Source organism: Streptomyces sennicomposti, from assembly GCF_019890635.1.
In the GTDB taxonomy this organism is placed as follows: Bacteria; Actinomycetota; Actinomycetes; order Streptomycetales; family Streptomycetaceae; genus Streptomyces; species Streptomyces sennicomposti.
Window position 1 is genome coordinate 1 of sequence record NZ_JAIOAB010000099.1, and the last position, 13,467, is coordinate 13,467.

Here is a 13,467-nt window from a genome sequence, read left to right on the forward strand (position 1 = left end):
GGGAGGTGGCGGGGGGCCCGGGGGGGGGGGGGCGGGGAGGACCACGGACGGGGGGGGGCGGGGGGGGGGGGCGCTCACCCCGCCACGGCCGCCCCTCGAGGACCGTTTCCGCTTTCCTCAGGCCCCGTCCGGTTCCCTCAGGCCCGGCCCCGTCCGGTCTCCTCAGGCCCCGTCCGGGTCCGTTTTTTCAGATCCCGTCCGGGTCCGCCCGGTTCAAGGCGGGCTTCGGGGTGGTCCCGGCCGTCATCAGGTAGTCGGCGGCCGAGGTGTCCGTGACCAGGCTGGTGACCAGCCCGGAGCGCAGCACCGCGTCGATCGCGGGCGCCTTGCGCTGCCCGCCCGCTATCGCGACGACCTCGGGGATACGGCGGAGCTGGTCCGCCTTGACGGTGATGCACCGCTCCCCCAGGTCCCGGCCGATCCGGCGCCCCTCGGCGTCGAACAGGTGCGCGGACATCTCGGCGGCGACGCCGAGCGAGGCGTAGTGGGCGCGCTCCTCGTCGCTGAGCATGTCGTGCACCGTGGAGATGCCCGGTTCCCAGGAGCCGATGGACACGCAGGCGACGGTGACCTTGTCGAAGTACTCGAAGGCCCGTGCGATCCCGGTCTGGTTGCGCAGCGCCGCGGCGGTGGCCGCGTCCGGCAGCAGCATCGGGGCGTAGATGGGGTGGGCGTCGCCGCCGGACACCTGTGCGGCCCGGCGGACGGCCTCCACCGAGCCGCGCTCGGCGGTCCCGGCGTCGTACACGCCGGTCAGCTGCACCACCGTGCACGGGGGCAGCCGGTCCAGGGCCGCCGCCATGTGGATGGTGGAGCGGCCCCAGGCCAGACCCAGTACGTCCCCCTCGTTGACGAGTTCGCCGAGCAGGTCGGCGGCGACTTCGCCGAGGTTCTCCGGGTCGGGGGTCTCCTCGGCGTCGGCCGGGGACTCGACGACGACGGCGTGCCTGAGGCCGTAGCGGGCGCGGAGCGCGTCGGAGCGCTCGGCGTCCAGCTCGGCCGGCACGCGGATCTCGATGCGCACGAGATCCCGTTCGAGAGCGGTCTCCAGGACCCGGGCCACCTTGAAGCGGCTGACGCCGAACTCCTCGGCGATCTGGATCTTCGACTTCCCCTCGAGGTAGAAACGGCGGGCCATGGCCGCCGCCTGCACCAGCTCAGCGGGTCCCATCCGCACTGCTGACCGGCCCGCCGACATACCCGACACGGCGATCTCCTCACTGCTGTTCACACTCTGGATTCGCCGTTCATCCTTGCAGATCCGGCGCGCAGGATCAGCCCTGATGAGAGCCGTTCACGTAGCTGACGCTCAGTGGTCGCACGCCCACGATGCGGTGGCGGTGGCCGCGTCCGCCTGTGCGCGCAGCGCGCGGACCGCTTCGGCGGGGTTCTCGGCGCCGTAGACCGCCGAGCCGGCGACGAAGACGTCGGCGCCGGCCTCGGCGCACCGCTCGATGGTGGAGGCCGAGACTCCGCCGTCCACCTGCAGCCAGAGCTGGAGGCCGTGCTTGGCGATCAGCTCCCTGGTCCGGCGGATCTTGGGCAGCATGATGTCGAGGAACGCCTGGCCGCCGAAGCCGGGTTCCACGGTCATGACCAGCAGCATGTCGAGTTCGGGGAGCAGGTCCTCGTAGGGCTCGACGGGCGTGGCGGGCTTGAGCGCCATGGAGGCGCGGGCGCCCTTCGCGCGGATCTCCCGGGCCAGGCGCACCGGCGCGGCGGCGGCCTCGACGTGGAAGGTGACCGAGGAGGCGCCGGCCTCGACGTACTGCGGGGCCCAGCGGTCGGGGTCCTCGATCATCAGATGGCAGTCCAGCGGGGTGTCCGTCGCCCGGGCCAGCGACTCCACCACGGGGACGCCGAGGGTGAGGTTCGGGACGAAGTGGTTGTCCATGACGTCGACGTGGAGCCAGTCGGCGCCCTCGACCGCCTTCGCCTCGTCGGCGAGTCGGGCGAAGTCTGCGGACAGGATGCTCGGGTTGATCTGCGCGGCCATGCCCCAAGCGTGCCATGCCGGAACGCGGTCCCTCGCGCCGGTCCCTCACGCCGGTCCCCGCCCGGCCGCATCGGCCGGCTGCCCGGGGCGGCCCGGGAGCCCGGGGGGCGCCGGCTTGCCGCCCCTCGGGGTACGGCTCGCAAGAGCACCGACTGGGGGCGAAGGGGCGGATGGCGGGGCTGCCGGCGACGGGCGGGGCGGCCAACGGGCGAGGGCGGCTGACGAGCCGGGGGCGAAGGGCGGCCAGGGGTGACTGAGGGGCCGGGGGGGCGAAGGGCGGCCGGGGGTGGCTGAGGGAGCGGTGGTGGCCAACAGGCCGGGTGGTGCTGACGGGCCGGGATGACTGACTCGCCGGGGTGACTGACGCGCACCGCCGCCGACGGGCGGTGGTGCGGCTGGCAGGGGGGCTTCGCCGACGGGTGGGGCGCGCCGTCGGCGGACGACGGGCCGGACAGGTCCGGCGCGGCCCCTTCCGGCCCAGGCCGCGAGGGGCTCCGGCCGACGGGCAGAGTGCGTCGTCGGCGGACGACGGATCAGGCGGGCCCGCGGCCCGTCCCGGCCCGGCCGGGCCCGGGCCGCGCGGGCGCGGTCGGGTGGGCGCGGTCGGGCCGGACGACAGACGGCCAGCGGCGGAGGCCGGTGCGGGGTCAGGCGGTGCGGCGGAGGAGGGCCAGGTACATCGCGTCGGTGCCGTGCAGGTGGGGCCAGAGCTGGACGTCGGGGCCGTCGCCGAGGGCCGGGACGCCGGGGAGCAGCGGCCGGGCGTCGATCGGCTCGGCGTCGGGGAACTGCTTGAGCAGGTCGGCGACGACCGCCCGGGTCTCGGCGAGGTGCGGCGAGCAGGTGGCGTAGCCGACGACGCCGCCGACGCGTACCGACTCCAGCGCGGTGCGCAGCAGGCCGCGCTGGAGCGGGGCGAAGCCGTCCAGGTCCTCCGGGCGTCGCCGCCACCGCGCCTCGGGGCGGCGGCGCAGGGCGCCGAGGCCGGTGCACGGCACGTCGACGAGGACCCGGTCGAAGCTGCCGGGCCGCCATGGCGGGCGGGTCCCGTCGGCGGCGATCACCTGGTACGGCCCGGGGTTGCCGTCGAGGGCGCGGGCCACCAGCCCGGCGCGGTGCGGCTGCTTCTCGGAGGCGAGCAGGACGGCGCCGCGCTCGGCGGCGAGCGCCGCGAGCAGGGCCGCCTTGCCGCCGGGTCCGGCGCAACCGTCGAGCCACTTCTCGTCAGGACCGTCGAGGGGGGCGTTGGCCAGGGCGAGGGCGACGAGTTGGCTGCCCTCGTCCTGGACGCCCGCCCGGCCCTCCCGTACGGCGGTCACGGCGCCCGGTTCGCCGCCCTCGGTCAGCCGTACCGCGTACGGCGACCAGCGGCCCGGCACCGCCGCCTCCTCGCCGAGGAGTTCGTCCGGGGTGGCGCGGCCGGGCCGGGCGACGAGGGTCACCTCGGGCCGCTCGTTGTCGGCCTCCAGCAGGTCCTCGATGCCGGCGCGGCCGCCGCCGAGGGAGTCCCACAGCGCGGAGACGACCCAGCGCGGATGCGAGTGGACGACGGCGAGGTGGTCCTCGGGGTCGTCGTCGTAGGGCGGGGCGACCTTCTCCAGCCAGCCGTCGAGGTCGTGCTGTGCGACCTTGCGCAGCACGGCGTTGACGAACTTGGCCCGTCCGTCGCCGAGCACGACCCGGGCCAGTTCCACGGTGGCGGAGACGGCGGCGTGGGTCGGGATGCGGGTGCCGAGCAACTGGTGGGCGCCGAGGCTGAGCACGTCCAGGACGGGCGGGTCGACCTCCCGGAGCGGCCGGTCCACGCAGGCGGCGATGATCGCGTCGTAGGTCCCCTGTCGGCGCAGCGTGCCGTAGACCAGCTCGGTGGCGAGCGCGGCGTCCCGTGCGTCGAAGTCGCCCTTCTCCCGGGCCTTGCGCAGCAGCGGCGGCAGCACGAGGTTGGCGTACGCGTCCCGTTCGTCCACCGCGCGCAGCGCGTCGAAGGCGAGGATGCGGACGGGGTCCTTCTGCGGCCGGCGGTAGGGCTTGGCGGGCCTGCGGGGCCGACGGGAGGTGTCGCTCACGAAAAAGGTGCTCCGGATGTGTGGGTTGCGGTGCGCTGCGCGGAGATGCGCGGTCCATCCAGCCTACGTCCCGCGGGGGACCGTCCGGCCCCTGGTCCGGCCCGTTCGGAACGACCGTTCCAAGTTGCCCTGACCAGACCCCGCACCCGCCCGGACCAGCCGCCCGCGTCCACGGAACCGGCCCGGGACCGCCCGACGCGCCGACACCCCCGGGACCGCACGGACCGCTGGACCGCACGGACCGCCCAGACTGCACGGACCGCACGACGCACCGACACACCGACGCACCGACGCACCGACGCACCGACGCACCGACGCACCGACGCCCACCGAACCGCTCGTCCCTCGGTTCCCCGAAGCCCTCGACGGCTGGACACTGGACAGCAGCCCCTGAGGCGTACCGGTGTCGGCCGGCCGGGAGCGCCACCGCAGGGATCACCGTCCGCGAGCCGCCACCGCTCCGCGGCGGACGGCCGCGGGGCGCTCCCCTCAGCCCCCCAGCACCTCGCCGTCCGCGATCCGCACGCCGCGCGCCCAGTCCGCCGCCCGCATCGGCTTCTTCCCCTGCGCCTGCACCCACAGCAGCTCGACGGCGTACGAGCCGGTGCCGACGTGGACGCTGTTCTTGCCGACGGCGAGCGCGCCCGGGGCGAGATCCGTGCGCGCGGGCACGGGGGCGACCTGGATCAGCTTGAGCCGCTCGCCGCGGAACGTGGTCCACGCCCCGGGCGCCGGGGTGCACCCGCGCACCACCCGGTCGACGCGCAGGGCGGGGGCCTTCCAGTCGACCCGCGCGTCCTCCACGGTGATCTTCGGTGCGAGGGTGACGCCCTCGGCGGGCTGCGGTACGGCCTTCAGGGTGCCGTCCTCGATGCCGTCCATCGTCGCGGCCAGCAGCCCCGCACCGGCCAGGGCGAGCCGGGTGAGCAGGTCGCCGCTGGTGTCGGTGGGCCGGATCTCCTCGGTGATCGTGCCGTAGACCGGGCCGGAGTCCAGGCCCTCCTCGATGAGGAAGGTGGAGGCGCCGGTGATCTCGTCGCCCGCCATGAGGCTGTGCTGCACGGGCGCGGCGCCGCGCCAGGCGGGCAGCAGGGAGAAGTGCAGGTTGACCCAGCCGTGCCGGGGGATGTCCAGGGCGGTGCGGGGCAGCAGGGCGCCGTAGGCGACGACGGGGCAGCAGTCCGGGGCGATCTGCCTCAGCCGCTCCTGGAACTCCGGGTCGCGCGGCTTGGCCGGCTTGAGCACCTCGATCCCGGCCTCCTCCGCCCGTTCGGCGACCGGGCTCGCGACCAGCCGGCGCCCGCGTCCGGCCGGTGCGTCGGGGCGGGTGACGACGGCGGCGACCTCGTGCCGGCCGGAGGCGATCAGGGCGTCCAGGGCGGGAACGGCGACCTCGGGGGTACCGGCGAAGACGAGCTTCATGGGCGGGTGCGGGCCTCTCGGTCGGGGCGGGAACGCGGGCAGCGCACCAGTCTATGACCATGGACGGGAAGCCGCCGAAGGCGAGCTACGGCGGCGTACGCCCCCTCGCCCGGGCGTGCGCCCCCACCGATGGGCGTGCGCCGGAAAAGGCGGGCGTGCGCCATGTCGCCCGGCATCCTTCGGGGGCGTACGCATATGCCCTTACGCCCCCACACCGTGACCAGCGGACCGAAAAGGCGTTGGTCAAGACAGAGTTGACCACAGCGGGCCGCTCGCGCGGCCCGGTTCCTTTCAACGCCGGTTCGAGAGGCTTGTTCATGGCCGACCACGCAACCCACGACGCCCAGGCCCGGGCCAGCCTGCACTTGCTGGTGCGGGACATCGAGCGGGTCCGCCGGCAGGTGGACGCACTGCGCACCCTCACCGCCCAGTTGGGCAACGTCTACCGCCCGCGCCGCTCCGGCCCCTCCACGGGCTTCGTCGTCTACGGACGCGCCCCCGCCCCGACCGTCCGCCTCGCGCAGGAACTGCGGGACAGCGTCGAGACCCTGGTCACGGCGGCCGTGGACTTCGACCGCTCGCTCGGCTTCTCGTGGGACGCCGTGGGCTCGGCCCTCGGCGTCACCAAGCAGGCGGTGCACCGCCGTTACGGCGCGCGCCGGGCCGCCGCGCAGACGGCGGAGGCCGAGCGGGCCGCGGAGCCCGCGGGCAGCCGCGCGGTCAACGTCGGCACCGCCCTGCCCGCCGTGCCGACGGTCCCCGCCGCCCGCTCCATGCCGACCCAGCCGACGGCCGGCAGCCCGTCCCTGCGCGAGGAGGTCAGGCCGACGGCCTTCCCGGGCCCCCGCAACGGCTGACCCCGCCGATTCCCCCACCACGCCGCCCTCCCCGCCGTACCCGGGAGGGCGCGGGTGTGTCCGGGCACCGCACTCCCCCGCCGCCCCGGACCGGCCACCCGGCTCAACCGCCCAGCTCGGCCGCCCGAACCGGCGACCCAGGGTCAGCGAGGCCGGCGGCAGGCGGCCTCCACGGTCACAGCCAGAGCCACAGCCACGGCCGAGGCCACATCCACGCCGCGGACCCGTCACCCGATGTCCGGCGGATCGATCCGCACCCACACCCCGTCCGCAGCCCCCCGCGCCGTCCGGGCCGCCTGTGCGGCCTTCAACGCGGCGGCCAGCGCGGCGCCGCTGCCCGGCGGCACCCGGACCAGCGCCCGGTCCCACTGCTCTCCGGGCGGCGGCGCACCCGTCCTACGGGGCCGGCCGGGCGGCGTGACCGGCAGCGGCACCGGCCCCAGCACCTCCGCCTCACCCGGCAGTGCGGCCGTTCGCAGGAACTCCGCGACCGCCTCCGGCGGACCGGTCACGGCCGCCATCCGGGACACCGGCGGGAACTCCAGCTCGGCGCGCTCGGCCAGTTCCCGCACCGCGTGCCCCACCGGGTCCCAGCGCACCAGGGCCTGTACGGGCCGCAGCGTCGGCTCGGCCACGACGACCACCGTGCCGCCCGCCTCCTGCGGCCGGACGAGCGCGGCGGCGGCGATCCAGCGGCGCAGCGCGTCCTCGGCCGCCCTGAGGTCGGGCCGGCCCAGCATGGCCCAGCCGTCCAGGAGCAGCGCCGCCGCGTACCCGCCTTCGGCGACCGGTTCGGCGCCCGGGGTGCTCACGACCAGCGCGGGGGCGCCCGGCACGGTGTCCAGCACGTGTTCGCGCCCCGAGGTGCGCACCGGCACGGCGGGAAAGGCGCGCCCCAGTTCCTCGGCGGTCCGCCGGGCGCCGACGACCTGCGCGCGCAGCCGGAAGGCGCCGCACTCCGGGCAGTGCCAGCCGCTCTCCTCGCGCCCGCACCACTCGCAGCGCAGCACTCCGCCGTCCTGACCCTGCAAGGGCCCCGAGCAGTGCCGGCAGCGGGCGGGCGCCCGGCACTGGGCGCAGGCCAGCCGGGGGGCGTAGCCGCGCCGGGGCACCTGCACCAGCACGGGGCCGTTCCGCAGCCCGTCCCTGGCCGTCTGCCAGGCGAGCGAGGGCAGCCGGGCGGCGCGAGCGGCCTCGTCGCGGGCGAGATCGCGGTCGCCGACGGTGCGCACCAGCGGCGCCGCCCGCCGGACCTGGTCGCGGGCCGCCACCAGGGGGCGCGCCCAGCCGGTCTCGACGAGCTGTGCGGCCTCCACGGTGCAGCTGCGGCTGCCGAGCAGGAAGCCGCACCTGTCCTGCGCGGCGCGCAGCAGCAGCACCTCGCGGGCGTGCGGCTGCGGTGCGTGCGGCTCGCTGTGGTTGTCGTCGCCGTCGTCCCAGAGGGCGACGAGTCCGAGGTCGCGCACCGGCGCGAACATGGCGGCGCGGGTCCCGACGACGGCGCGTACGGAGCCCCGGCTCACCGCGAGCCACTGCCGGTAGCGCTTCTCGGGGCCGGCGTCGGCGGTGAGCAGCGCGTGCCGGCCCTCGCCGAGGAGGGCGGTGAGCGCGGTGTCGACGCGGGCGGCGGTGCGGCCGTCCGGGACGACGACGAGGGCGCCCCGCCCGGAGGCGAGGGCGGCGGCGACGGCGCGGGCGAGTTCCTCGCTCCATCCGGGGCCGGGCAGCGCGTTCCACACGGCGCGGGGCGAGCCGCCCGCGGCGAGCGACTCGATGAAGGCGGCGCCCCGCTCGTAGCGCGTCCAGGAGCCCGCGGCGGGCGCCGGGGGCGGCGGAAGGGGGGCGGGCGAGGGGCGCTGTTCGGCGCGGGCGTTGCGCGGGGGCACGGCCAGTTGCAGTACGTCGGCGAGGCTGCCCGCGTACCGGTCGGCGACGGCCCGGGCCAGCCCGAGCAGCTCGGGGCCGAGCACCGGCTCGGGCGACACCACCTGGGCGAGCGCGGCGAGCGGTCCGGAGTAGTCGGACTCGGCCCGGCGCTCGATCAGGAACCCGTCGATCAGCCCGCCGCCCTCGCGGCGGCCCTCGCGGACCCGGTGCCGCCCTGCCCCGAACCGCACCCGCACCCGCACACCGGGCTGCGCGTCCGCGTCCAGTTCGGCGGGGACGGCGTAGTCGAAGTACCGGTCGAGGTGGAGCACGCCCTTGTCGACCAGGACCCGGGCCACCGGCAGCTGTCCGGCCAGCTCGGCCCCGCGCCAGGTCCGCGGCTTGGCGCGGGGCGTCTTCGCCTTGCGCACGCTCTCCCGGATGAGCGCGAGCTGCTCCGGCGGCGCCCCGCCGTCCCCCTGCCCGTTCTCGCTGCTCACGCTTGCATTCTTACCAAACCCCACTGACAACCGACGCCGGCCGGGACCTACCGGCATCCCCGGCTGAAGGCCGCCGGCCAGGACCACTGGCGCTTCGCGTCGCGGGCGGGGGAAGCCGCCGCCACAGGTCGTCGGCCGGACTTCGCGCTGGCCGAAACGGCTTTCTCGACAAGATCCCGGGGGTGAGCTTGTCTCCGCGGGAGGAAACGGGAAACGCCTGTTTCGCCTTGTTCGGCCCAGCCGCCTGCCGCACGCTGAATCGCGGCGCTCACCGGCTGCCGGCCGGGGAGTGACGGAGGTCGAAGTGCGGGAGAAGTGGCAGGAATTCGGGCCGGAACTGCGCAGGAGGCGAATGGCAGCCCGGCTCTCCCTGCAGCAGTTGGGGCAGCGGGTCCATTACAGCAAGAGCCAACTCAGCAAGGTGGAATGCGGGCACAAGCCCCCCACGCCCGAACTGGCACGCCTGTGCGACACCGCACTCGGGGCCGAGGGCGCGCTCGCCTCTCTGGTGTCCCCCCAGCACGCACGACCAGAACTGCCGGTCCCCGGACACAACGACGAGGTGTGGCTGATGCAACTCCGCAAGGACGGTTCGAGTTCGTTCCATCAGAGTTCGTCCCCGCCGGTGTCACGGCGGAGCATGATCGCCGCGGGTGCGGCATCCGTTGTGTCGATGCATGTCTCGGGTCCGCACCCGGCGCTATCCGCGGTGGAGGCGCCGGACACGCTGCTGGACGCTTCTTCGGCCGTGTTCGGGCAGCTCCGCAGGCTCGGGCAGGCATCCGGTCCGGCGAGTGTGCTGCCCACGCTCATCAGCCAGATCCACGCCCTGGAACAGATCGCCGCGCGCAGCGGCCCCCGGTCGAGGCGGCCTCTGCTGCTGCTCGCCTCCCGCTATGCGGAGTACGCGGGCTGGATGGCGCAGGAGTGCGGTGACGACCCCGGCGCCATCTGGTGGACGGACCACGCGGTCCAGCTGGCGGCTGCCGGCTCCGACCCCGCGCTCGCGGTGTACGCGCAGGTCAGGCGCTCTCTGATCAGCCTGTACCGGGGGGATGTGGGCGAGGCGCTGCAACTGGCCGCCCTGGCGCTGGAGAGCGAGGCCCCTGCCCGCGTCCGGGGACTCGCCGCTCAGCATCTGGCGCAGGGGAACGCGGTCGAGGGGGACTACGACGCGTGCATGCGCGACCTCGATCGCGCCCGTGAGCTGCTGGCCCTGGAACCGATGGATCCATCGCAACCGGTCCTGGGAGCGTCGCATGTCCCCGACGTGGTCGCGATGTTCACCGGCTGGTGCCTGCACGACTTGGGGCGGCCGCAGCGGGCCGCGGCACTCCTCGACGAGGAGACCGCGCGCATTCCGGTCCACGCGTTCCGCACCCGCGCGCGATACGGCGTCCGGCGAGCGCTCGCGCACGCCACGGCCGGCGAGATCGACCACGCGTGCAGCATCACCTCGGAAGTCCTGCCCTCCGTCCCGCTCGTCGCCTCCGCGACGGTCGCCGCGGATCTGCGGCGACTGCGGCACACACTCGGCCGGCACAGCCGGAAAGCCTCGGTGCGAGCGGTGATACCCGATCTGACCGCGGCCCTGGCCTGTGCCTCCACTTCCTGGAAAGGGAAATGACTTTGCACGAGATCTTCATCAACTATCGCACCGGTGACGGCAAGGAAACGGCCCATATGTGCCATCGGATCCTGACAGCCAGGTTCGGTGCCGACAGCGTCTTTCTCGCACGCAAGTCGATCGACGCCGGGGCCAACTACATCGACGTCCTCCTGCGGACCGCCCGGCAGTGCCGGGTCCTGCTCGCCCTCATCGGCACGAACTGGCTCGACGCCCCGGACCGCGAGCGTCCGGAACGGCGTGCCCTGGACAATCCGGCCGACTGGGTCCGGCGTGAGATAGAGGCGGCGCTGTCCTCTGGCGCACTGGTCGTACCCGTGTTCATCGAACGCCGTGTGGAACAACTGGATCCACGACGACTGCCCCGGTCGATCGCCGAACTCGCCGAATGCCAGTACACCCGCCTGGAACTGGCCGGCATCGACGCCGACCTGGCGCACCTCGGAGACCGTCTCGTCCGCCAGTTCCCCTCGCTCGCCGCCCTGGACACGTGCGCCGACGAGAGCGTCCCCGACACGCCCGACCGGGACGCCGGTGTGCGCACCGACCGTCAGAGCGGGGGCATCGGCCAGGTCGGCGGATCGGTGGGCACCTTCGTGAACGAGGCGCACGCCCCCTTCCACGCCGGCCGGGGCAACCTGTACGGGGGGCCGCACATCGAGGGCGACGGCACGAACTATGTCGTCGGCGACAACCACGGAGGGATCCGCCAGGGCTTCGGCGCACGTCCGCCGCGCGGAGGCGAGGGACGATGACGGGGAGCTTCAGCTCCTTCATCGGCGAGGCCCACGGCTCGGTGCACAGCGGCGACGGCCCTCAGTTCAACTTCTACATCTCGGCGGCACAACGTCTGCTGAACGACAGGGAGCGCAGACGACCGCGCTCCATCGCCGAGGAGGACCGGCGGCGCCTCCACGAGCGCTTCGTGCCACCGCCGGGGCTGCAGCAGGCACGCGACCGGCTTCGGACGGAGCGCACGGTCCTGGTCGACGGCTTACCGGGAAGTGGTCGGCGTACCGCGGCGCTGATGCTGTTGCACGAGTTGCCGGACGACCGGGGCAGTCTGCACGAACTGCCCGACACGACGGACGACGACAGGGCGCTCGCGCTCGATCCGCAGGACGTCAATCCCGGCGACCGTCTGCTGCTGGATCTGTCGGCGGCTGAGGAGGCCCGTTTCCTCGCCGTTCAGGAGGCGCTGTCGGACTTCCGCTCCAAAGTGATCGATCGTGGTGCGCACCTGGCGGTGGTCCTGCCGCACCATCTGGGCTATCTGCTCCGCAGTGGCGTGCGGCCTCTGATGGCCGAGATACGTCGCCCCGACGCCCGGCGTGTTCTCGCCGTCCATCTGCGGGCTCACGGGATCGTCCCGGCGGAGGAGGAAGTCGCCGGCCCGGAGCTGGCCGCGTTCCTGAACCGCGTGCCGATCGCGGACGTCGCAGCGCTCGCCGACGGGATCCGGCGCTGCCGGGATGCGTCGGCGGCCGATCACGGCTTCCCGAACTGGCTCACCGAGGCGCTGGCGGAACGGCACGATCAGGCGAACCGGGTGGCGGCGGACCTGTCGGCGGCGACGAGCGGCCGGCACCGGGCGCTGCTGCTGTCTTTGGCGATGTTCCACGGCGCGACCCCGGAGATCGTGCTGACAGGCGCGAACAACCTGCTCAGAATGCTCAGCCATCCTCCCGATCCCACTCCCCGGCTGGAACGTGCCGACCTGCACACGGAACTCCTCGCGATCCACGCCGAGAGCGGTTCGAACGATCGGATCCGCTTTCGTGCCGTCGGGTACGACCGCGCCGTACGGAACCACTTCTGGACCTATCTGCCGGACATCCGCCGTCAGCTCCGGGACTGGCTGGGAGAGCACGTCGCCGACCCGGCCATGCCGTCGGCGGTCCGTGAGCGAGCGATCGACCGATTTGCCGACCAGGCGTTGCGCACCGACCGCCCGGAGGACCTGACCTGGCTCGCGGACCGGTGGATGTCGTCACGGTCACCGGCGCACCTGGTGCCGCAGGCGGCTCAGACCCTCGCCCTCGGACTGCACGACGATCGTCACGGCCGGTTCTTCCGCCAGCGGATCTACGACTGGGCCGTCTCACGGGACACGAGTGATCAACTGCGCCAGGTGCTGGTCGTGGTCTGCTCGCAGACCATGGCGCGTTCCCACCCGGACCAGGCGCTGGTGAGGCTGCACCACCTGGCACGCCGCTCCCGCAGGAGGGGTGACGAGGCCGGACGGAGCGCCGTGGACCTGTCCAGGTCCGACGACCGCCTGTACCGGAAGATGCTGACCAGGCTCTCCGACGGAATCAGCTCGGGCCTCTGGCCGGCGGATCTCGGCCTTTTCCGGGATCTGGCCGATCCCATACGCCTGATCGGGGACCCTGCCGTGCGCGGCAGCCTGGCTGTCGGCTGGAGCGGTCTGCTGCGGCTGCCCGCCCCGGAGTGGGTCCGGGTGGTGGAATGCTGGCTCACCGCATGCGGGGACGCGCACTACCGCGAGCCGGTCGCCGAGGTGCTGGCCGCCGGCTGCGGTGAGGACTCGGCGGTCGCGGGCCGCTTGTATCGCACGGCGGAGGAGTGGCAACGCGCGGAACCCGGCGCACGTCGGGCGGACGTCCTCTCCTGCCTGCTGCGGAAACTCGACGCGGCACAGGGCATCGAACCCTACGGCCAGGCCGCCTGACATGCGAAGAACCAGAAGACGAAGGAGCTGTCCATGAGTTCCGGCCACAGGACGATGACCTTGTTCGTCACCGTCATTCTGGGACTGGTCGTCGTCATCGTCGGGCTCACCGCCGCGTGGCCCGTGTGGGTCTGGCCCGCCTCGGTGGTGCCCCTGGCGGTTGCCATCACCCTGATGCACAAACTGCTGAAACCACGGCCGATTCCGGTGGATTCGGCGCCACCGCACGAAGCCGGCGGCCAGGGGCGACGCATCGCTCACATCGCCCTGCCCAGTGCGGTCCCGGACTACGACTTCTCGTTCTCTGCCACGGTCCTTTGGTTGGTGCTGGACACGCCCGACGGCGCGCCTCCCATCAATCCGGCGGCGCTCGCCATCGACGCCGTGCTCCAGCGAGCACGCGCAGTGACGGCCCGGCAGCCTCCCGATCACTGCGCGCTC

General features: G+C 74.1%; 9 protein-coding genes and 1 pseudogene. 5 read left to right on the forward strand and 5 right to left on the reverse strand.

Annotation, left to right across the window (positions count from 1 at the left end):
• Positions 1–187: 187 nt before the first annotated feature.
• The 4 genes from K7787_RS30565 to fmt all read right to left on the reverse strand — a co-directional run bounded on the left by K7787_RS30565 (position 188) and on the right by fmt (position 5,484).
• Complete coding sequence (locus tag K7787_RS30565; protein ID WP_009187580.1) at positions 188–1,231, reverse strand: sugar-binding transcriptional regulator; 1,044 nt, start codon at positions 1,229–1,231, stop codon at positions 188–190.
• Positions 1,232–1,309: 78 nt separating this feature from the next.
• Positions 1,310–1,996: a ribulose-phosphate 3-epimerase gene (gene rpe, locus K7787_RS30570; protein WP_009187581.1), complete on the reverse strand. Its 687-nt coding sequence runs from the start codon at positions 1,994–1,996 to the stop codon at positions 1,310–1,312.
• Positions 1,997–2,643: 647 nt separating this feature from the next.
• Positions 2,644–4,062: an RsmB/NOP family class I SAM-dependent RNA methyltransferase gene (locus tag K7787_RS30575; RefSeq protein WP_169435823.1), complete on the reverse strand. Its 1,419-nt coding sequence runs from the start codon at positions 4,060–4,062 to the stop codon at positions 2,644–2,646.
• Positions 4,063–4,551: 489 nt separating this feature from the next.
• Positions 4,552–5,484 carry a methionyl-tRNA formyltransferase gene (fmt, locus tag K7787_RS30580; RefSeq protein ID WP_019983893.1) on the reverse strand — a complete coding sequence of 311 codons (933 nt, stop codon included), beginning with the start codon at positions 5,482–5,484 and terminating at the stop codon, positions 4,552–4,554.
• Positions 5,485–5,801: 317 nt separating this feature from the next.
• Between fmt and K7787_RS30585 the strand changes: the two genes are divergently transcribed.
• The gene (locus K7787_RS30585; RefSeq protein ID WP_019983892.1) at positions 5,802–6,341 is read left to right on the forward strand and encodes a hypothetical protein; all 540 of its coding nucleotides are present in this window, start codon (positions 5,802–5,804) and stop codon (positions 6,339–6,341) included.
• Between the two features lie 227 nt (positions 6,342–6,568).
• Here the strand turns inward: K7787_RS30585 and K7787_RS30590 are convergent, their stop codons facing one another.
• On the reverse strand, positions 6,569–8,707 hold the full coding sequence (locus K7787_RS30590) for a primosomal protein N' (RefSeq protein WP_223003636.1): 2,139 nt from the start codon (positions 8,705–8,707) through the stop codon (positions 6,569–6,571).
• A gap of 304 nt (positions 8,708–9,011) precedes the next feature.
• Between K7787_RS30590 and K7787_RS30595 the strand changes: the two genes are divergently transcribed.
• The 4 genes and pseudogenes from K7787_RS30595 to K7787_RS30610 form a co-directional block, all read left to right on the forward strand.
• Positions 9,012–10,334 (forward strand): helix-turn-helix domain-containing protein, encoded by a 1,323-nt coding sequence (locus K7787_RS30595; protein ID WP_308036503.1) that lies wholly within the window; start codon positions 9,012–9,014, stop codon positions 10,332–10,334.
• Positions 10,331–11,089 (forward strand): toll/interleukin-1 receptor domain-containing protein, encoded by a 759-nt coding sequence (locus tag K7787_RS30600; RefSeq protein ID WP_247721451.1) that lies wholly within the window; start codon positions 10,331–10,333, stop codon positions 11,087–11,089. Before K7787_RS30595 ends, K7787_RS30600 begins: the two co-directional genes overlap by 4 nt.
• Positions 11,090–11,130: 41 nt before the next feature.
• Positions 11,131–13,026, forward strand: a complete 1,896-nt coding sequence (locus K7787_RS30605; protein WP_223003637.1) for an ABC transporter substrate-binding protein — start codon at positions 11,131–11,133, stop codon at positions 13,024–13,026.
• A 33-nt stretch (positions 13,027–13,059) separates the two neighbouring features.
• A pseudogene (locus K7787_RS30610) lies at positions 13,060–13,467 on the forward strand (hypothetical protein); the annotation flags it as partial.

Bases quoted from the DNA above. Each gene is read 5' to 3' on its own strand.
- rpe (WP_009187581.1), bottom strand. From the start codon at position 1,996: ATGGCCGCGCAGATCAACCCGAGCATCCTGTCCGCAGACTTCGCCCGA.
- K7787_RS30585 (WP_019983892.1), top strand. From the start codon at position 5,802: ATGGCCGACCACGCAACCCACGACGCCCAGGCCCGGGCCAGCCTGCAC.
- fmt (WP_019983893.1), bottom strand. From the start codon at position 5,484: ATGAAGCTCGTCTTCGCCGGTACCCCCGAGGTCGCCGTTCCCGCCCTG.
- K7787_RS30600 (WP_247721451.1), top strand. From the start codon at position 10,331: ATGACTTTGCACGAGATCTTCATCAACTATCGCACCGGTGACGGCAAG.